Raw genomic sequence first — 18,549 nt, 5'->3', positions numbered from 1 at the left:
ACTAATTCCGTGTGGCAGGCGCTTCGGATCCGCGAATGATCACGACAGCTGATTCGCTGAGGCGGAAGATATCGTTCGGACCAGCTTCAATCCGGACGCGCACGGGGAAGCGTGAAGCGAGGTGCACCCAGTTGAGCGTGCGTTGTACATCGGGCAACCCCTGCGAAAGGCGGCCAACGATGTCCGCGTCGGGTGTCACGCCAAAGCCGATGCTGTCTACCACGCCGGAAAAACGGATGTTCGGGCGGGACAGGACATAGACATCGGCCTTCATCCCAGGACGGATGCGATGAAGTTGGGTTTCGCGGAAATTAGCGACGACCCACCATGTGCGTGTGTCAATCAGCGTAAAGACCTGTTGGCCTGTGTGAGCGTATGCACCCTCTGAGATGGTGAGATTCGTCACGCGGCCATCAAAAGGCGCGATGTAGCGGCAGTTTTCGAAATTGTATTGTGCCAAGTCGATGGCAGAACTCCTGCCGGGGCGCTGCGCTGTCAGAGGTTCGAGTGTCGTAACGGCGTGCGCAGCCTGCTGTACCTGCTGGTGGCTCTGCTCGAGCATTGCCTGAGCCTGTAGATATTGGGCATTTGCGGATTCGAGCCGGGCCTGGGATAACGCAAGCTGTGAGCGGGCCTGATGCGATGCCTGCTGTCGCGTGGTCTGCAAAGTGCGGGCCTGATCGATCTGGTCTACGGTGACGAACTGCTTGGCCAGCAACGGCTCAATGCGGTGCAGATTGTTGGTGGCATAGGCCAGCTCAGCATCGGCACGATCGACCGCCGCTTTTGCGTTGGCGACATCAGCCTTCGCCTCATCGACGGCGGCTGCCGCGCGGGCAACGTTTGCTTCCGCGCTGCGGGCGCTCGCCCTGGCTACATCTACAGCACTGCCTTGTGACGCAATGGTGCGACTTTCGTCGACGATGCGGCCTTCGAGCGAAGAGCGATCGGATCTGGCTTGTGCTAACGCGTATGCATAAGGCCGCTCATCGATATCGAAGAGCAAATCGCCCTGTTTGACCAGCTGATTGTCAGTGACATTCAGCTTCATGATCGGACCGCTTACGACCGGCGCCACACCGATGAAATTGGCAAAGACCTCAGCGTCGTCAGTCCGTGGATTATTGTTGGTTGCATGTATGACCAGGAGGCCGGTAATCAGTGCGCATAGGACAGACGCGAGGCTGATAAAGCGTCCGGCGCTGCGGCGTTGTTCTTCGGTTTCGATGAGCGCCATAGATTCCTCAGTTCAGCTGAAGAAAATCAGCCAGAGAGTAAAAGCAAAGAAAGCAGCGATGCAGGGATAGACAAGAATAGTAGGCTTAATCTGCTTATCGAGTTGCAGACGTACAAAAAACCAGTACGCCACCGCCGCAAGCAGCATTCCTGCGGCGATACAAAAGAGCCATGCAGGGAAAAAGGATCCGAGTATATCGAATGACGGCGCGCGTCCGCATCCGCAAAGGAGGGCAAATAGGGCTGAAATTGCAATGGCCGCGCTTCGCTTACGCAATGCGATCACGAATGTCTTCCTCTCTTCTCCATCACGGTCCAGTTTTCGCCGGTTGTACGGCAAGCAGATCGCCAGTGCGAAATGCCAGGTTGGCTACCTGCAACAATAATTGAGTGCGTGCAGTCACATCTTCTGCGCTGGCTTGGGCCAGAGTCTTTTGCGCCGCTACGACGTCGAGAAGATTGCGAACACCGTAACCGTAGGACTCCCGTGCCGCCGAATACGATTGATCGGCTGAAGCCACCAGGGCCGCCGCCGCCTGTTGCTGGCGGAACGCGGTTCTCACGTTGGAGTATGCCGCCCATACCTGATCGGCAATTTCGTCGCGAAGTGAATCGATTTCCGCCTGTGTCGCAGCCCTCTCAGCTTTGGCCTGAGCGATTTCGTGCTCGCGGCGTGTTCCGTCAAACAGAGTCCACTTCAGGCCAAGACTTACATCCCAAATTTCTCCAGTGGCGTAAGCCGGCGGCAGGATCGAGTCCTGATCCTGTTGCCCATATTGATGGCTAAGACCGCCGTTTCCGTTAAAGCTCAACGACGGAAAATATGTTGAGCGCGCCTGCTTGATAGTTGCGTCGGCTGCCCGCAGTCGAGCGACCTGTTGCTTTAAGTCGGGACGCTGCTGGAAAGCACGGTCGATGGCCGCATCGAGAGACTCAGCAAGTTCGCCGGGCATCTTCAGATCGTCGACATTTTGCACGCGCAGGATGGTGTCGGGTCGCAAGCCTAAGACAGTCGCCAGTGTTCCGCTGGCGATTTCTTCTGAGCCGATGGCAGATTGCAGATCGTACTGTGCCTGCGCGGTTGAAGCCGTGGCCTCGAGCAAGTCCGGTTTTGTGGCCAGGCCATGATCGAGCCTGGCCTGCGCATCTTCTTCTACGGCCTGCGCATTTTTCAAGCTGATTTCTGCTGCTGTGCGCAAGCCGATTGCGTTTAACAGGCGGTAGTAAGCGGATGTGACCTGGAAGATGATCTTCAGGTGGGTGTCGTTGAAAGCAAGATCGGCCGCCAGCAGATTTGCTTTCGCGGTATCAATGGCGCCACTTCGTCCACCGAAATCGAAGATCAGGTATTCGAGATGAATCTCGGGAGAGAACGAGCCGTAGGTCTGCCGATAAAATGCGGAATTCAAGAGTACACGCACGCGTGTCGTGTTGGCTACAGCGAGCGCGGCAATCGTTGGATAGAGGGCGCTCCGCGCTATACCCAGAGCGGCTGCACGTGTCTTCGCCTGCTGCCAGGCGAACCGCGTTTCGGGATTATGCTGTTCTGCGAGATCGACCAGTTCGGCTAAGGTATAGGTTTTTTCCGGATCGAAGTCGTATTTCGCTTCAGGAAGAGAAGACAGCTGCTTTGTCAGACCGTCTTCGGCAGGGTCATGCCAGGACTTGTTTGGAGACGGGGGAGCGCTTTGTCCGTGGAAGGGCAGTGTGCTGGAACAGAGGATGAAAATCGCTGCGATCTTCCGGAAACGATGAGCCATTCGGATCGAAAAAAGGACGTCTTCATTTTGCGGCAATTGAGGGCGGGGAACAATGAATAACTCGGCGGATCTCAGGAAAGAGGGAACAAAAAACGCAACATAGGAGCGACCCGCTCGGCCCAGGCTGCTTCGTCGTGTGTGCCACCAGCAACACGTTCATAGTGCAGGTCGATTTCCGGCCGCCATCCGTTTGCTTTCAGGCGCCGTTCGAGAAGATCTGCGTCAGCGAGCGTGCGATGCCCTTCCATGTCGCCGACATCGAGCCAGATTCGCGGCCGATGTTCAAGCCGGGTCTCGTTTACGTAGCCGAGGATGCTCTTGTGATTCCACCAGACCGATGGCGAGAATATGCCGAGCCTGCCGAAGGTATCCGGATAGCGAAGACCCAGGTAGAGCGTCACGAGGCCGCCAAGAGACGATCCGGCCATTCCAGTATTTTCACTGCCCGAAAGCGTGCGGTAGCGACTATGGATGAAAGGCATCAGCTCTTCGGTGATAAGTCTGCCGTATTTATCGGCCTGGCCGCCATTCTTTTTCAGATCAGGAGTGTGCGTATATTCTCCCAATCGGTGCTCGCCTGTATTGGCGATACCAACCACGATGAGGGGCGTCGACTGTCCGATGCTTATGAGGTTGTCAGCTGTCTCCGCGACGCGCCATGTGCGTCCGGGAACGAAGGAGGTAGAAGGATCGAAGAGGTTCTGCCCGTCGTGCATATAAAGGACGGGGAAATGCCTATCCGGCTGCTCTTCGTATTGCCGAGGGACATACACGGTGATATCGCGGTCGCTGGGCAGGAAGCGACTGTGAAACCGTGGGTGCAGAGTCACGCGTGCGGGCTGCGTTGCCGTCGCAATGATCGGACCGATTGTTGAGATATCTGGAATTTCTGTTGCCAACTTGTCGCTGGTTCCTCTACGTTTCTTCATCGAGCGCCGCTTGACCTCGCCTTGAGATGCGCGCTTCCCGTATTGTTACAGTATCAGGACGTGAGTAGACGATGAATCGCGAATACCATAAATGGTGGTCCTGGCGGCTTGGCCGTGACATGGAATTGCTGGTCTTCGGCCATTCTGGCGTACCCGCGATCGTTTTTCCTACATCGCAGGGCCGTTTTTACGAGTTTGAAGATCGCGGTCTGGTCGGCGCCATCGCGCATAAAGTCGAGAGTGGCGAACTGCAGCTTTATTGCCTGGACAGTGTGGATGGCGAGAGCTGGTACAACCGGAATGTGCCTCCGCGCTGGCGTATTGCCCGGCACGTGCAGTATGAGAGCTATGTGATGGAGGAGGTGCTTCCGCTGGTGCGCCTCAAGAATCGCGATCCGCATCTCATCAGCCTCGGTTGCAGCTTCGGCGGCTTTCATGCTGTGGATATCGCGTTGCGGCACCCTGACCAGTTCACCGGATTTCTATCAATGAGCGGCGCTTTTGACCAGACGGGTTTTTTGCATGGCTATTATGACAACGACGTGTACTTCCATACCCCCACGCATTACGTGCCCAATTTGTCGGATTCATGGTATCTCGATCGCTATCGGCGGAATACCTATGCTCTAGCTACCGGATGGGACGATCATTGTCTGGGTCAAAACCAGTATCTGTCACGGCTGCTCGGGGAAAAGAGGATTTCGCACAATCTCTACATCTGGGATACGTGGAATAGCCATGATTGGCCGACATGGGCGCATATGATGAATACCTACCTTTAAGAGCTGCCCCTATTCGTATCCGTAATAGTTACATTCAAAAATTATTTGCATTTCCACTTGAAATCTCCCTGCGCCTGTGGCACTGTATCTCAAGCAGAGGAAGCCAATGAATACCATCTTCCAATTCGGTTACCAGATGCAGCCAGCGATTGATCGCGTCGGCTCGTCCTGGCCTCTGCTCGCAACCGCTGTCTAAGCGCAGCGCGTTGTTCCTCTGCCGAGTCCGGATAACCGATCTCAATAAATAATCACCTGCAATCGCGAGTGGTGTAGCACGCGGATACTTCGTCTTGACACACCTACTCCGCAAATAGCGACCGTTCCCTCGCATTGCAGTCATGCGCCAGTGGTGTAGTGTGCGGATACTTCTTGTCTGGAAACCCGCAAGGGTGCGGTTCGACTCCGCATAGCCCGCATACGATTTTCCCTGGCGCGAACCACATCTCCAGTGGAGATGCAATAACTAACAGCGTTTTTGGTCCTGCTTTCGACCTTAAACCCCGAACCGTGTGAAGGAGACACGCCATGAGCATCAGCCTTACTGTGCGCAATGGCACAGCTGTCGGTCAGGAGTCGCTCTGCCGCACCTGCCGCCACGCGCACGTTCAGCTGGGCTACTCCGAGAGCGAAGAGGAAATTCGTTGCGGCTTTCACTACGAGGCTCCGCGTCTGGTGCCGTTTGCAGTAAGAGATTGCAGCGATTACCTCTGCAAGCTCACTCCGACGCTCTACGAGATGGAAAAGATAGCCTTCGTCATCGACGTGAAGAAGAGCAATCCACGCGCAGGCTTTGGCGACGCGACTGTCATCGTCAGCAAGATCGAGGAAGACAGTGAGTAGCCATATCGTTTGACTCTGTTCCGGCCTTTTATAAGATGCCGGACTGCGAACAGGGCAGCAATCAGCGGGCATCTTGAAAGGGAGGCGCACCATGCGCCTGAATATTTTAAAACTTAGTCATCTCGGGTTCAGCGGAACGTCCCTGCGTACGCATGAGGGCGCGCCCGCTGTCGTGATCAGCGCAGAAGCGCAGTTGCGCCGCTCCGTCTTGGCTTGTATGTTGTGGGAGGACCAGTTTTACGAAGATGGTAAAACCATCGCCGAGCGGATCGCTGCGCTTGTTCCTCAGGTGGAAGCGGTGACGGTTGCGGCGTTGGCCATCGAAGCGCGCGAGAGGATGAAGTTGCGCCATGCTCCCCTGTTGCTGGTCCGTGAGATGGCCCGCCATGCGACGCATCGCGGACTGGTAGCCGAAACGCTGGCTCGCGTCATTCAGCGTGCCGATGAGCTATCGGAGTTCCTTGCCATTTACTGGAAGGATGGCCGCCAGCCTTTGTCGGCGCAGGTGAAGAAGGGGATGGCCGCAGCCTTTACACGCTTCGATGCGTATGCTCTGGCGAAGTATGACCGGGCAGGTGCAGTGAAGCTGCGCGACGTGCTCTTTCTCACACACGCCAAGCCGCTCACGGCGGAACAGGCGTTTATATGGCGTCAGCTTGTCGAGGGCACGCTGCCTTCTCCTGAGACGTGGGAGGTGCGCCTCTCGCGCGGCGAACACAAGCGTGAAGTATGGGAGTCGATGCTGATGGAGAATCGCCTCGGTGCACTCGCGCTGCTTCGCAACCTGCGTAATATGCAGGTTGCGGGCGTTGAGCCGGAGCTGGTGCGTTATGCACTCGAGGTGGTTCGTGTCGAGCGCGTGCTGCCGTTCCGCTTCATCGCTGCAGCGCGGCATGCTCCGCAGTGGGAGTCGTGGATCGAGCAGGCGATGTTCGCAAGCCTTAGTGGGCAGAAGCGTCTCACAGGCAGGACGATTTTGCTTGTCGATGTTTCCGGCAGCATGGATGCGAAGCTTTCTGGTCGCTCCGAAATGCTGCGTATGGATGCTGCCGCTGGGCTTGCCGTGTTGCTGCGCGAGACTGCCGAAGATGTGAGTATTTACACCTTTTCGGATGCTCTTCGCGCAGTGCCGGCGCGCCGTGGCTTCGCCTTACGCGATGCTATTGCGCACAGCCAGCCGCACGGGAGCACGCAACTAGGCCGCGCGCTGAACGAAATGCGCGACCGCGGCGACCGCATCATCGTGATCACAGATGAGCAGTCTTACGACCGCGTGCCTGCGTCGAAGTATGGACGCGGTTACGTAGTCAACGTAGCCAGCCACCGCAATGGAGTGGGCTATGGCGCGTGGACGCACATCGATGGCTGGAGTGAGGCCGTCATTGAATACATCCGTTCTGTCGAGGCGGATGCTTAGGCAGGGAAACGGGCGAAAAACGCTCGTTTCCCGTCTTTTCTAATCTTTTCTTTGCATGCAGCCTTTCTCTCAGCTAAGGTGACGATGAGAGTCGCTCCAGCGAGGCTGCAGATATGAAAAAGATCGGCGTTCTCTTCGGAATGGAAAACACCTTTCCGGGTGCTCTGGTGGAAAGAATCAACTCAATGAATCTGGAGGGCATTTCTGCGGAATTCGTGGAATTGGGCGGAGTGCGGCTTGATAAGCCTCCGGATTATTCTGTAATCGTGGATCGCATCTCCCACGATATTCCGTTCTATCGCGCTTATCTCAAGCATGCGGTCCTGAATGGAACTGCAGTCATTAACAATCCATTCTGGTGGTCAGCGGATGACAAGTTTTTCAACTATTCGCTGGCGGCAAAGCTTGGCGTCGCAGTGCCCCCAACAGTCGTTCTGCCACATAAACACTACCCGCCGGGGACGACCGAGCGCTCGATGCGGAATCTGGAATACCCGCTGAACTGGGACGCGATCTTCGACTATGTAGGCTTCCCCTCTTTCCTGAAGCCTGTGGATGGAGGCGGCTGGCGTGACGTGCATCATGTTCACAACCGCGAAGAATTCTTCCGCGCTTACGATCAGAGCCGTGACCTCTGCATGACCCTGCAGGGAGCCGTGAAATTTAACGAATACTTCCGCTGCTATGTCGTTGGTCAGGAAAAGGTCCACGTCATGCCTTATGATCCACGGCGTCCGCACCATGAGCGGTATTTGCTTGATCCGCCGGACTATGACAAGAAATTACTAAAACGGGTTGAGAAAGATTCGCTAACGTTGTGCAGGGCGCTGGGCTATGACTTGAATACGGTTGAATTTGCGGTGGAAGACGGTATTCCGTATGCGATCGATTTCATGAATCCAGCGCCGGATGCCGACCTGCACTCGGTTGGTCAGGAAAATTTTGAGTGGATTGTACAAACTGTAGCCGATTTGGCGGTGAAGAAGGCCCAGGGATCGCCCAAGGCGTCTGAATTCCATTGGGGAGCATTTCTCAGTGCTGCGGCGAAAGATTTAGATAAGAAGAAATCCAAAAAGAAGGCCACGGCGAAAAAGAAGGCATTGAAAGACGCGAAATCTTCCTAGTAGATCGCCGGTGCATCTTTCCGCGAAAAGCGTCTACACTTCCACCAGCATTGGAGTGTGCAGGGAGTCGAAATGGATAAGAGCGATGCGTAGCCTATGAAGCCCTCATTCACAATCGGTATCGAAGAGGAATATCAGACCGTCGATCCAGTAACGCGCGACTTGCGCTCGCACATAGCGACAGAGATGCTGGCGAAGGGCAAGCGCAGGCTCGCCGAACGCGTCAAAGCGGAGATGCACCAGTCTGTCGTTGAAGTCGGCACGATGATTTGCAAAACGGTCAAGGAAGCGCGCGAGGATCTTTTCGATCTGCGGCGCCAGATGATCGGACTTGCGCGAGAGCACAACCTGCTGCTGGTGGCAGGCGCGACCCATCCGTTTGCCGATTGGCGCGCACAGGAAATTTATCCGGACGCCCGCTACATGCGTGTCGTGGAAGACCTGCAGTACGTGGCGCGTGCCAACCTCATTTTCGGGCTTCACGTACATGTCGGCATAGAAGACCGCGAAGCGGCGATCCGCTTGATGAATTCAATGCGCTATTTCCTGCCGCACATTCTCGCGCTTTCAACAAACTCGCCCTTTTGGCGCGGGATGAAAACGGGCCTGAAGAGCTATCGCGCGAAGGTCTTCGATAAATTTCCGCGTACCAATATTCCGGATACCTTTTCGAGCTATGCGGAATTCGAAGGCTTTGTCAATTTGCTCATCAAAACAAACTGCCTAGATAACGCAAAAAAAATCTGGTGGGACGTTCGGCCTCATCCCTTTTTCAATACGATTGAAGTTCGTATCTGCGATCTGCCCATGCGGGCAGAAGAAACGCTGGCCATCGCTGCGCTGATACAGGCTACAGCGGCTAAGCTGCATCAACTGCATTCGCATAATCAGGATTACCGGCAGTATTCTCGCGCCCTGGTCATGGAGAATAAATGGCGCGCCGTTCGCTACGGACTCGATGGTAAGCTGATTGATTTCGGCAAGGAGATGGAGGTCGATGAACGCGCTTTGATTCTCGAATACCTCGACTTCATCGCCGATGTCGTCGACGAACTGGACAGTCATCAGGATATTGCTTATATCCGCAAAATTCTTGAGATGGGCACAGGAGCTGATCGCCAGCTGCGCAAATTCGAAGAGACTAACGATCTGAAAGCAGTTGTTGATTACATGGCAGAAGAGACGCAGGTAGGACTTTTCTAAAAATAAAGATTGGGAGGTCCGCCGGCTGTCGCGATTCTCCTACGCCGGCGACAAGCGGAGGAAATCGCGAAACCCGCGCCCCTGCCAGCCCGATGAAAACCGAGCAAAAGAGATTCGATCTGCGCCTCACTAAAGATAAAGATGCAGCAAGACCGGTTCCGGGATGACTGCAAGAGCGGAGTAACGAGAGCGGAATTTTACTTGCCACGCCACTGATATTCTGCGACGCTAGCGGCCATGCGTTTTCGCTCATTCCTTGTGATCCTGCCTGCAGTTTTCTTGTTCGCCACCAGCGCTTTTGCCGCTGATACAGTTGGGCCCGGACGAAGCTGTTCGAGTCTAAAAAATGTCACGCTTTCCGATGGGAAAATCGCCGCTACAGAGTCTGTGGCCGCTGGCACCTTTATTCCGCCCAATCTCAAGCCTGGGGAAAAAGTACCTGCGCTTTATAAGAACGTGCCGGTGTTCTGCCGGGTACGCGCGACGTTGACCCCGACGGCAGACTCGGAAATCAAGGTTGAGGTTTGGCTGCCGGCCAAGGGATGGAATGGTCGATTTCGCGGCTTGGGTAACGGGGGATTTGCCGGATACATTGCTTATTCGGGTTTGGCTGCCGCTGTCACTCAGGGCTATGCCGCGGCGAGCACCGATACGGGACATTCGACGGAGGGCGCGCAGTGGGCGCTAGGCCATCCTGAAAAAGTGATTGACTACGGCTATCGCGCCGTTCATCTGATGACCGAAGATTCAAAAACAATTACAAAGGCGTTTTATGGCGATGCCCCTAAACGCTCGTATTTCGCCAGCTGCTCCAACGGCGGGAGGCAGGCGCTGATGGAAGCTCAGCGCTTTCCTGCCGATTACGACGGTATTATTGCCGGAGCACCTGCAAATGCGTGGGCACCCATGCTGACCAGCGGGCTTAAGCTGCTGCAAGTCCTCGATGGACCGGGTTACATTCCCCCTGCAAAAATTCCGGCAATCAGTAAAGCGGTTCTGACAAAGTGTGACGCCCTGGACGGTGTTGCCGACGGCGTTTTGAACGATCCGCGTGAGTGTCACTTCGATCCTTCTGTATTTCTCTGTAAAGACAAGGAATCGGATGCCTGTTTGACGGCGCCGCAAGTCGTCTCGCTGAAGGCGATTTATGCCGGTACGCATGACGATACGGGAAAACTGATCTTTCCTGGGGCTTTGCCCGGTGCCGAGGAAGGACGCGGAGGCTGGGCCACGTGGATCACGGGATCGGAGGAGGGAAAGAGCTCAGGCACGTTTTTTGTCACCGGGTATTTCGCCAACATGGTGTACGACGATGCAAATTGGAGCTCCAAGAATGTCAATATCAATGACGCACTCAAGCTGGCCTATGAGAAGACCGGAGACCTACTCGATGCAATGAATCCAGACCTGAAACCATTTCTCTCGCATGGGAAGTTGATTTTTTACCACGGTTGGAACGATCCTGGTATATCGCCACTCAATACCGTCAATTACTACAACAGCGTGGTTGAGTCCGTTGGAAATCAAACAGCTGATGCATCGCTGCGCCTTTACATGGTTCCAGGAATGCAACATTGCGGAGGTGGCCCCGGAGCTACGGTATTTGGGCAGGACGAAGCTGCGCCCAGAAATGACCCGCAGCACGATATATTCGCTGCATTGGTTCATTGGACAGAAGACAGCAGCGCGCCAGCCAACATTATCGCGACGAAATATCTGGAAAGTGAAACAGGCACAGCGAAGCCGAAAATAGAGATGACACGTCCACTTTGTCCGTATCCACAGTCAGCAAGCTACGCTGGAAGCGGGAACAAGAAACTTGCTGGATCATTTACATGTAAATAAAGCAGTACTTGTTGAGTAGGTAAGGATGATTTATGAGCGCGGTATTTAGGGACGCCGCGCTCGCAATAGATCAAATACTCAGAAGGCGACTGAAGAAAGAACGATATTGCTGCAAAGCGAGTCGCAACTCCTCGGTGGATACGTCCGCACCTTCGGACCACTGCTTTTCCAATCCTGAGCGTACACCTGCAAAGCTCGCGATGAGCTGTTCGACCACTGTTTCCACCAGTTGATCTGCTTCCTGCACAGCGCGGCGCGGTTCATCTACAAAGCCAGCTTGTACCCCGCCCCATCTTCCACGTAGATCCTCAACTTCAGAAGATGAGAATAGCGGAGTAGAGAAGTCAGTAGATGAAACATTTTGTCCGGGAAACGGAATGGGCGCGCGATCTATGGGAGCACCGCTTACCGGCGCATTCACATTGAGGGTTGCCTGGCCGTCCGCATAGATTCGTTGCTGATTATTCTCAGATGTCTCGACGGGATCATCCATAAAGAAGTCTTCTTCCTGTCGTTTCAGCTCTGCCATTATGCCACCTCTCGTTTTACGGGTACTGTGTTGGTTTCCAACAACTCGTCAAAGAGCGAACGGTAATAAATCATCGAGTTGCGCAAATCTTCCGTTGTCGCCTCGCCGCGCTGATGCCGCAAAGCCACTTCGCGAGCCGCTCGATAGTTATCCACAACGCGTGGATAGTGAACCGAAATGTCCTCTGCGCGCTGATCAAAGTCGCTCATGGGATAGCCACGCAGTTGCATTAATTGAGTCACCAGCAAATCAGCCTCGCCAACTGCGCCTGCAGGATCATCTACGAAACGTGATTGCACAGAACGCCAAGAACTGATGAAGCGCTCGCGTTCATCCACGGTAAGACTACGAAGATGGAATTTCTCCACCCGCTTCTGTCTTGCTTCTAGGATTATCTCCGCACGGCCGGGGCCCTGCTCCTTCACCACGCGGTCATATTCAGGACCGAAGCTTTGCTGCAAGACCACCGTGCGGTGCCGCCTGTTCCGCATCACCGCCCAGATCCCGACGAGCAGAGCCACGATCACCACGGCGATTACGATAATGAGTTTGGGATCCATGCTCTCTCCTGATATTAAAAGTGATGCCGCCATATCGCGCGGTGTTGCACCCGTCTGACGGTCTGAAGGCGAACGCGTACTTCTGCGTTTCCGAAACCAGATCAGAGAAAGATGCGCAAGAGTACTGTTTTCAGCACGGCAGCTGCCGGGCTTGACGAGAGTTCACGCGCTGATCCGGGAAATATTTTTATCTATCAGATTTCTGATGGCGCCACTTCGGCAGTTTTCCGATAGGCTGGTTGGAAGCTCAGACAAGGCGGGATGCTTCAGAAATGACGGACTCATTGCCACCGCAATCCCAGGCTCTCCTTCGCACGTCGTACCCAGCTGAATTTGTGCCCGGTGCTCACGCTGCTGTCTCCGCTTGCCTTCGTATTCAGCCTCAGGAAAAAGTCACGCTCATCACCGATCGCGAGACAGTGCCCATCGCAGCGGCTATCGCGGAAGAGCTTGAGAAAAATGGCTGTCGCTGGAATGTATTTGTTCTTGAAGAACTAGCGCCACGACCCCTGAAAGGCATGCCGAGTGCAGTGCTCGAAGATATGGAGAGCTCGGATGTCAGCATCTTTGCGGTACAGGTACAGTCGAATGAATTGCGCTCTCGCATGCAGATGACCGAGATAGTAAATCGCCGGCACATGCGCCATGCGCACATGGTAAATATCACACCGCAAATCATGTGCGAGGGTATGCGCGCTGATTTCCAGCTTGTTGACCGACTTAGCCAAAAGATCATCGAAAAGGTGCGAAGCGCCAGCTATATTCGCGCAACGACAGCAGCCGGAACAGATATCCGCGCTGAAATGAATCCAGAGTACAAATGGCTCAAAACTTCGGGCATCATCTCGCGCGAAAAGTGGGGCAATCTTCCTGGCGGAGAAATTTTCACAACACCCGGCGAAGTGAATGGAAGCTTCGTCGTGGATGGAGTCGTGGGTGATTATCTCTGTTTCCGTTACGGACTACTCGAGGCTACGCCGTTGACTATTGAGATCAAGGGCAATCGCATCGTCGACTGTCATTCCGCAAATCAACAATTGCGGGACGATTTCTGGGCCTATACGCATACGGACGAAAACTCCGACCGGGTGGGCGAGTTTGCGATCGGTACAAATATCGGTGTCAAACAAATGATCGGCAACATTTTGCAGGACGAGAAATTTCCGGGGATACACATTGCATTCGGCAATCCCTACGGTGAACACACCGGCGCCCAGTGGACCTCGACTACGCATATTGACGTCGTCGGTCTCCGCTTCAATATCTGGGTGGAAGAGGAGCAGATTATGCGGGACGGCCAATTCCTCATCGAAGCTTAACAGTGATTGTGGAGCGATTTATCCTGTCGTGGCATCCTAAGTCTTATGGCTACACAGAATTCTTCCCCGGCAAAGTTTGAAATCCGTCAACTCGGCAACTCCGACCTTCATCTCACCCCAATCGGCTATGGAGCGTGGGCTATCGGTGGTGGCAACTGGGAGTTCGCCTGGGGTGCGCAGGACGATGACGAATCGGTTAAGACTATCGAGCGAGCGCTGGACAGCGGCATCAACTGGATCGATACGGCGGCCATCTATGGGCTCGGCCACTCGGAAGAAGTAGTGGCAAAGGCGCTCAAAAACTCATCGCATAAGCCATATGTGTTTACCAAGTCTTCTATGCGCTGGTTCCCCGACCGCCGGATCTACCGCAGCCTGAAGGCAGGTTCGCTCCAGGAGGAGATTGAGGAATCGCTGCGCCGCTTACGCGTCGATACGATCGATCTTTATCAGATTCACTGGCCGAATCCGGAAGATGAGATCGAAGAAGGATGGGAGACCCTGGCGCGCTTTCAGGAAGAAGGGAAGGTGCGCTATATCGGAGTATCCAACTTCAATGTGGCACAGATGAAACGCATTCAGAAGATTGCGCCGATTACTTCTTTGCAGCCGCCGTATTCGCTGTTGCGCCGAGATATCGAGACGGAGATTCTGCCATTCTGTGAACAGAACAATATCGGCGTCATCAACTACTCGCCGATGGTCTCCGGCTTGCTCACCGGCAAGATGACGGCAGAGCGCATCCACAATTTGCCCGAGGACGACTGGCGCAAACGCAGTCCGAATTTCAACGAGCCGAAGCTTTCGAAAAATCTCAAGCTGGTGGAACTGCTGCGCGAAATCGGCGATGAGCATAACGTTGAGCCGGGCGTCGTCGCCATCGCCTGGACGCTGCGGCATCCTGCGATTACTGCCGCGATCGTGGGCGCACGTCGTCCCGACCAGATCGACGGCGTGCTACCCGCGGCTACGTTCCGGCTGAATGACAAAGAGGCTGCCAGACTCGAAACATTTCTCAAGAGCTGAGCTTTATTTTTTTGACATACTGTGGATGAGAATGATGAGGTTCCAGATGTCGTCCGGCTTGGCACGGCCTTCTTCGCCCGGCATCTGACCCTTTCCGTTTTTAATTATGTCGAAGATCTGGCCGTCAGTCATGTCCTTGAGGCTGTCAGGCTTGGTGTAATCGCGCATAGTTAGTTTCATCTGGTCAGCGACATCGCCTTTGCCATCGCCCTTTTCTCCGTGGCACATGGAGCAGTCATAGTTCCATATTTTCTTGGCATGCGCCTGCGATTCAGGAGTAGGTTTCACTGGGTTGGCCTGCGTGGTGGCTGGGGCAGCCGGAGCTGTGGGTGCTTGTGTTTGCGCGGGTTGAAGAAGAGCAGCCGCTAGAAAGGGCGCAGAAAGAAGAACAAGTAGGGACATGATGAGCCTCCAGGCAGAGAACAGTTCAGCCTTGCATGAGAATGCGCAAGGATGCTACTCCGCAAGCGAAGGAAAAGAAAAGAAGTATTTCGGGTGCTCCCTTGACATAAAAAGTTCGCGCACAGTCTACTGGTTTCCAGCGTTAAAGCCACACAAGTTCAATGATGAAAACTGTTTTCCTTGCAGCTATGCTTGCAGCGTCCGTTTTGTCTGCCAAAGGCCAGGTCAGCTCCACTCAACCTGAAATGAAACAATGGCCTGTTTATGGCGGACAGCCTGCACAAGACCACTACTCGCCCCTGGCGCAAATCAACCGGACAAACGTGCAACACCTACAGGTCGCCTGGACCTTTGACACTGGCGAGAAGGGTGGCATGCAATCGAGCCCTATCATCGTAGGTGGAGTTCTTTACACTTACACACCCTCGCAGAAAGTAATTGCGCTCGATGCAGGTACCGGCAAGCTGCTATGGAAGTTCGACAGCGGTGTTGTCGGAACGCAGCCTGCACGAGGACTGGCTTTCTGGACCGATGGGCAAAGCGGTCGCATCCTCGCCGGTGTCATGAACTTTCTTTACGCACTGGATGCGAAAACAGGGCAGCCGATTTCGTCATTTGGAACAAATGGTCGGATTGATCTTCGGGAAGATCTGGGGCGCGATCCATCCTCCGTTTCGATTTCGCTGACTAGTCCTGGCATTATCTACAAAGACCTGATCATCGTGGGCGGTCGTGAGCCGGAGACGCTACCGGCGCCACCGGGAGACATCCGCGCCTACGATGTCCGCAGCGGTAAGCTGCGCTGGTCCTTCCATACCATTCCACATCCCGGAGAATATGGCACAGAAACCTGGCCAAAAGATGCGTGGCAGCATAGCGGTGCTGCGAATAACTGGGCGGGCATGGCGATCGATGCGAAGCGCGGTATCGTTTACGTGCCTACGGGTTCTGCGGCCTTCGACTTTTACGGTGGCGACCGGATCGGCGACGATCTTTTTGCAAACTCCTTGCTCGCGCTCGACGCTGAAACCGGCAAGAGGCTCTGGCATTTTCAGGCAGTGCACCATGATCTATGGGACCGTGACTTTCCCTCGCCGCCCGCGCTTGTCACTGTCAGTCGCAATGGCAAGAAGATAGATGCCGTCGCACAAACCAGCAAGCAGGGATGGGTTTATCTCTTCAATCGCATCAATGGGGAGCCGCTCTTTCCCATCGAATCCCGAAAATACCCAGCGAGCACAATCCCGGGCGAGACAGCAGCCGAAATGCAGTCGCTGCCCACGCTTCCTGCTCCTTATGCTCGGCAGCAACTCACCGAAGATATGCTTACCACGCGCACGCCGGAAGCGCACGCCTGGGCTCTGCGTGAATTCCGCACCTATCGCAGCGAAGGTCAGTTCGTACCGTCCAGTCTTGATCGTCAGACCGTTGTCTTCCCCGGTTACGATGGCGGCGCTGAATGGGGAGGCCCCGCGGTCGATCCTGAGACTGGCATTCTTTATGTGAATGCGAACGAGATGGCGTGGACTGGCGGCCTGATCGAGAACAAGCCAGCACAGCAGGGCGGACAGGCAATCTATCAGCAGCAATGCAGTATTTGCCACGGTGACAATCGTGCTGGCTCGCCACCTGCTTATCCTTCTCTTATCGATATTGGAAATCGATTCACCCAGGAGAAAATGCGCAACACCATTGAACACGGACAGGGAAGGATGCCGGGCTTTCCACAATTTTCCGATAAGCAGCTCGATGCCCTCATGGGTTATCTGCTTCACGGAGGTACTAGCGATCGAAGAGAAATGGAGAGTGCCAGCGCGCCGGAGGAGAAATACCGCTTCACTGGCTACCGTAAATTTGTCGATCCCGATGGATACCCTGCTATCGCGCCGCCATGGGGTACGCTTAACGCAATCGATCTGAATACCGGCAAATATGTCTGGAAGATTCCGCTGGGCGAATATCCGGAGCTTGCAGCCAAAGGTATGGCGAACACCGGTTCGGAAAATTACGGCGGTCCTGTAATCACCGCAGGTGGGTTGGTATTTATCGCAGCTACAAGCTACGACAAACAGATTCGCGCCTTCGACAAGACCACTGGAAAACTGCTTTGGCAGGCGGCGTTGCCGTTTGCCGGGAATGCCACTCCCGCGACTTACGAGATGAATGGCAGGCAGTATGTAGTCATCGCGGCCGGAGGTGGTAAAGATCTGAAATCGCCATCCGGCGGTATGTATGTTGCCTTCGCCCTGCCAAAATGAGAGTGGTCAGTGGCTTAGTCTCGGCGTCTAACCAATTTCGCTAGAGTCTTTGCTACGTTTGCCAGGTCGGCAACAAAAAGTGCTCGCTCCCGGTCTCTATCTTCATCGGTTCGTGCGCGGAGAATCGACGACGGATGTACAGTTGCCACAATCGGAGGATATCCGGCAACCTCCATCGCTTCTCCACGGTGCAGTGTCACGCGAAAGCTTGATCCCAACAGCGACTGAGCCGCGGTTGCTCCCAGGCACACAATCATCTTAGGTCGTACTGCCTTGATTTCCGCATCCAGCCAGGGACGACAGGCCGTTACCTCCCGGACGCTCGGTTTTTTGTGGATACGCCGCTTACCCCGCGGTTCCCACTTGAAGTGCTTAACGACGTTGGTAACATAAGCCGCATTTCGGTCAATGCCGGCTTCTTCCATGCAGGCGTCGAGCAATCGGCCGGCAGGCCCGACGAAGGGTTTTCCGGCCAGATCTTCCTGGTCGCCCGGCTGCTCACCGACAAACAGGATCGCCGAAGATTTGCGGCCTTCGCCGAAAACAGTCTGCGTACCTCTGAGATAAAGATCGCAGCCCTTGCAGTGCTGGGACGCGATTTTTAAGGATTCGAGATCCCGTTGCTCTGGCAGAAAATTCCGCGCTGATGACCCCGGCGTCTTTGTCGGCATGATAATTTCACTGACTCTAAAATTGCGTTGCTCTTTCGAGAGCAGATTCGAGTGCTGCCCCGATGTCCTAGCGTTTCGGATGCGGAATAGTGATTAAAAGAAAGCCTAGGTAGTGGGGGATCATACGCTACGAATGACTGATGTATCGCTATGCGGCTCTACTGGTGCAGATGAATCCATCAACGCATCATGAGATCTGCTGTTAGAAAGTCGCTCGGCGGACTATCGAAAAGTCAGATAGCGGAAATTCAAATGATCTGAGGATGGTAAGGATGGTCAGAAGGTGAGTTGCAAAAAAGAATGGTCGGGGAGAGAGGATTCGAACCTACCGAAAGCAGCTTTATCGTGGCGTATGCCGTTGTAAATAGCTGAATAATCACGCATGTCATTTCCCATGCATGGCTCGGTTCCGCTTCTGAAGGGCTGGGAGGTGACATCGAGGTGACATTTGGGGGATGGTTTTTCATGGGGCTGTTAGGTGCGTAGACGTGAGTTTGCCTGCCAGACAGCCCCTCGACTTGTTGTAGGCCAATTCTGAGCGATTGCCGGGTATTGTGGAGCAAAGGAAACCGGAGCTGGTCGGCTCCGGTTCGGTGGTGGGCTGATGATGTCGAAGGTCAGCTGATCGTGACGGTCCCGGTCTGCCGG

General features: G+C 54.7%; 17 protein-coding genes. 9 read left to right on the top strand and 8 right to left on the bottom strand.

Features of this window, described 5'->3' with window-relative positions; translation table 11 throughout:
• Nucleotide 1 precedes the first annotated feature (1 nt).
• The 4 genes from GSQ86_RS00190 to GSQ86_RS00175 all read right to left on the bottom strand — a co-directional run bounded on the left by GSQ86_RS00190 (nucleotide 2) and on the right by GSQ86_RS00175 (nucleotide 3,925).
• Nucleotides 2-1,237 (bottom strand): efflux RND transporter periplasmic adaptor subunit, encoded by a 1,236-nt coding sequence (locus GSQ86_RS00190; protein WP_158747943.1) that lies wholly within the window; start codon nucleotides 1,235-1,237, stop codon nucleotides 2-4.
• Between the two features lie 12 nt (nucleotides 1,238-1,249).
• A complete protein-coding gene (locus GSQ86_RS00185; protein ID WP_254062034.1) occupies nucleotides 1,250-1,522 on the bottom strand; it encodes a YtcA family lipoprotein in 273 nt (90 codons plus the stop codon).
• A gap of 22 nt (nucleotides 1,523-1,544) precedes the next feature.
• Nucleotides 1,545-2,996, bottom strand: coding sequence for a TolC family protein (locus GSQ86_RS00180; protein WP_158747942.1), 1,452 nt, complete (start codon nucleotides 2,994-2,996; stop codon nucleotides 1,545-1,547).
• Nucleotides 2,997-3,067: 71 nt separating this feature from the next.
• Nucleotides 3,068-3,925 carry an alpha/beta hydrolase gene (locus tag GSQ86_RS00175; protein ID WP_158747941.1) on the bottom strand — a complete coding sequence of 286 codons (858 nt, stop codon included), beginning with the start codon at nucleotides 3,923-3,925 and terminating at the stop codon, nucleotides 3,068-3,070.
• Nucleotides 3,926-3,996: 71 nt separating this feature from the next.
• On the opposite strand from GSQ86_RS00175, the gene GSQ86_RS00170 reads away from it, so the two are divergent.
• From GSQ86_RS00170 to GSQ86_RS00145, 6 genes are all read left to right on the top strand, one after another.
• A complete protein-coding gene (locus GSQ86_RS00170) occupies nucleotides 3,997-4,707 on the top strand; it encodes an esterase family protein (RefSeq protein WP_158747940.1) in 711 nt (236 codons plus the stop codon).
• A 525-nt stretch (nucleotides 4,708-5,232) separates the two neighbouring features.
• Entirely contained in the window at nucleotides 5,233-5,547 is a 315-nt protein-coding gene (locus tag GSQ86_RS00165; RefSeq protein ID WP_158747939.1) for a hypothetical protein, read from the top strand.
• Nucleotides 5,548-5,638: 91 nt separating this feature from the next.
• Nucleotides 5,639-6,964: a TROVE domain-containing protein gene (locus tag GSQ86_RS00160; RefSeq protein WP_158747938.1), complete on the top strand. Its 1,326-nt coding sequence runs from the start codon at nucleotides 5,639-5,641 to the stop codon at nucleotides 6,962-6,964.
• A 113-nt stretch (nucleotides 6,965-7,077) separates the two neighbouring features.
• Nucleotides 7,078-8,088: a RimK family alpha-L-glutamate ligase gene (locus GSQ86_RS00155; protein WP_158747937.1), complete on the top strand. Its 1,011-nt coding sequence runs from the start codon at nucleotides 7,078-7,080 to the stop codon at nucleotides 8,086-8,088.
• A gap of 96 nt (nucleotides 8,089-8,184) precedes the next feature.
• Nucleotides 8,185-9,291: a carboxylate-amine ligase gene (locus tag GSQ86_RS00150; RefSeq protein WP_158747936.1), complete on the top strand. Its 1,107-nt coding sequence runs from the start codon at nucleotides 8,185-8,187 to the stop codon at nucleotides 9,289-9,291.
• Nucleotides 9,292-9,528: 237 nt separating this feature from the next.
• Nucleotides 9,529-11,136 (top strand): tannase/feruloyl esterase family alpha/beta hydrolase, encoded by a 1,608-nt coding sequence (locus GSQ86_RS00145; protein ID WP_158747935.1) that lies wholly within the window; start codon nucleotides 9,529-9,531, stop codon nucleotides 11,134-11,136.
• Between the two features lie 70 nt (nucleotides 11,137-11,206).
• Here GSQ86_RS00145 and GSQ86_RS00140 read toward each other — a convergent pair whose 3' ends face one another.
• Together GSQ86_RS00140 and GSQ86_RS00135 are read right to left on the bottom strand one after the other, a co-directional pair.
• A complete protein-coding gene (locus GSQ86_RS00140; RefSeq protein WP_158747934.1) occupies nucleotides 11,207-11,665 on the bottom strand; it encodes a hypothetical protein in 459 nt (152 codons plus the stop codon).
• The gene (locus tag GSQ86_RS00135; RefSeq protein ID WP_158747933.1) at nucleotides 11,665-12,225 is read right to left on the bottom strand and encodes a hypothetical protein; all 561 of its coding nucleotides are present in this window, start codon (nucleotides 12,223-12,225) and stop codon (nucleotides 11,665-11,667) included. The genes GSQ86_RS00140 and GSQ86_RS00135 overlap by 1 nt, the downstream gene beginning before the upstream one ends.
• Nucleotides 12,226-12,497: 272 nt before the next feature.
• Between GSQ86_RS00135 and GSQ86_RS00130 the strand changes: the two genes are divergently transcribed.
• Both GSQ86_RS00130 and GSQ86_RS00125 read left to right on the top strand, forming a co-directional pair.
• On the top strand, nucleotides 12,498-13,544 hold the full coding sequence (locus GSQ86_RS00130) for an aminopeptidase (RefSeq protein WP_158747932.1): 1,047 nt from the start codon (nucleotides 12,498-12,500) through the stop codon (nucleotides 13,542-13,544).
• A gap of 45 nt (nucleotides 13,545-13,589) precedes the next feature.
• Nucleotides 13,590-14,570 (top strand): aldo/keto reductase, encoded by a 981-nt coding sequence (locus GSQ86_RS00125; protein WP_158747931.1) that lies wholly within the window; start codon nucleotides 13,590-13,592, stop codon nucleotides 14,568-14,570.
• Nucleotides 14,571-14,573: 3 nt separating this feature from the next.
• Here GSQ86_RS00125 and GSQ86_RS00120 read toward each other — a convergent pair whose 3' ends face one another.
• Entirely contained in the window at nucleotides 14,574-14,972 is a 399-nt protein-coding gene (locus GSQ86_RS00120; protein WP_158747930.1) for a cytochrome c, read from the bottom strand.
• Nucleotides 14,973-15,133: 161 nt separating this feature from the next.
• Here GSQ86_RS00120 and GSQ86_RS00115 point away from each other — a divergent pair, with 161 nt between their 5' ends.
• Nucleotides 15,134-17,230 (top strand): PQQ-binding-like beta-propeller repeat protein, encoded by a 2,097-nt coding sequence (locus GSQ86_RS00115; RefSeq protein ID WP_216840955.1) that lies wholly within the window; start codon nucleotides 15,134-15,136, stop codon nucleotides 17,228-17,230.
• 14 nt (nucleotides 17,231-17,244) lie between these two features.
• Here GSQ86_RS00115 and GSQ86_RS00110 read toward each other — a convergent pair whose 3' ends face one another.
• Entirely contained in the window at nucleotides 17,245-17,901 is a 657-nt protein-coding gene (locus GSQ86_RS00110; RefSeq protein ID WP_158747929.1) for a UdgX family uracil-DNA binding protein, read from the bottom strand.
• Nucleotides 17,902-18,549: the final 648 nt, after the last annotated feature.

The sequence above is a fragment of the Acidobacterium sp. S8 genome (assembly GCF_009765985.1).
Taxonomy (GTDB): domain Bacteria; phylum Acidobacteriota; class Terriglobia; order Terriglobales; family Acidobacteriaceae; genus Alloacidobacterium.
Note: the sequence above shows the minus strand (reverse complement) of the source record. Positions and strands in the feature narration are given on the sequence as shown.

Coding starts and splice junctions, on each gene's coding strand:
- GSQ86_RS00165 (WP_158747939.1), top strand. CDS start 5,233: ATGAGCATCAGCCTTACTGTGCGCAATGGCACAGCTGTCGGTCAGGAG.
- GSQ86_RS00175 (WP_158747941.1), bottom strand. CDS start 3,925: ATGAAGAAACGTAGAGGAACCAGCGACAAGTTGGCAACAGAAATTCCA.
- GSQ86_RS00180 (WP_158747942.1), bottom strand. CDS start 2,996: ATGGCTCATCGTTTCCGGAAGATCGCAGCGATTTTCATCCTCTGTTCC.
- GSQ86_RS00145 (WP_158747935.1), top strand. CDS start 9,529: ATGCGTTTTCGCTCATTCCTTGTGATCCTGCCTGCAGTTTTCTTGTTC.
- GSQ86_RS00160 (WP_158747938.1), top strand. CDS start 5,639: ATGCGCCTGAATATTTTAAAACTTAGTCATCTCGGGTTCAGCGGAACG.
- GSQ86_RS00155 (WP_158747937.1), top strand. CDS start 7,078: ATGAAAAAGATCGGCGTTCTCTTCGGAATGGAAAACACCTTTCCGGGT.
- GSQ86_RS00125 (WP_158747931.1), top strand. CDS start 13,590: ATGGCTACACAGAATTCTTCCCCGGCAAAGTTTGAAATCCGTCAACTC.
- GSQ86_RS00130 (WP_158747932.1), top strand. CDS start 12,498: ATGACGGACTCATTGCCACCGCAATCCCAGGCTCTCCTTCGCACGTCG.
- GSQ86_RS00110 (WP_158747929.1), bottom strand. CDS start 17,901: ATGCCGACAAAGACGCCGGGGTCATCAGCGCGGAATTTTCTGCCAGAG.
- GSQ86_RS00170 (WP_158747940.1), top strand. CDS start 3,997: ATGAATCGCGAATACCATAAATGGTGGTCCTGGCGGCTTGGCCGTGAC.
- GSQ86_RS00140 (WP_158747934.1), bottom strand. CDS start 11,665: ATGGCAGAGCTGAAACGACAGGAAGAAGACTTCTTTATGGATGATCCC.
- GSQ86_RS00135 (WP_158747933.1), bottom strand. CDS start 12,225: ATGGATCCCAAACTCATTATCGTAATCGCCGTGGTGATCGTGGCTCTG.
- GSQ86_RS00120 (WP_158747930.1), bottom strand. CDS start 14,972: ATGTCCCTACTTGTTCTTCTTTCTGCGCCCTTTCTAGCGGCTGCTCTT.
- GSQ86_RS00190 (WP_158747943.1), bottom strand. CDS start 1,237: ATGGCGCTCATCGAAACCGAAGAACAACGCCGCAGCGCCGGACGCTTT.
- GSQ86_RS00150 (WP_158747936.1), top strand. CDS start 8,185: ATGAAGCCCTCATTCACAATCGGTATCGAAGAGGAATATCAGACCGTC.
- GSQ86_RS00115 (WP_216840955.1), top strand. CDS start 15,134: ATGATGAAAACTGTTTTCCTTGCAGCTATGCTTGCAGCGTCCGTTTTG.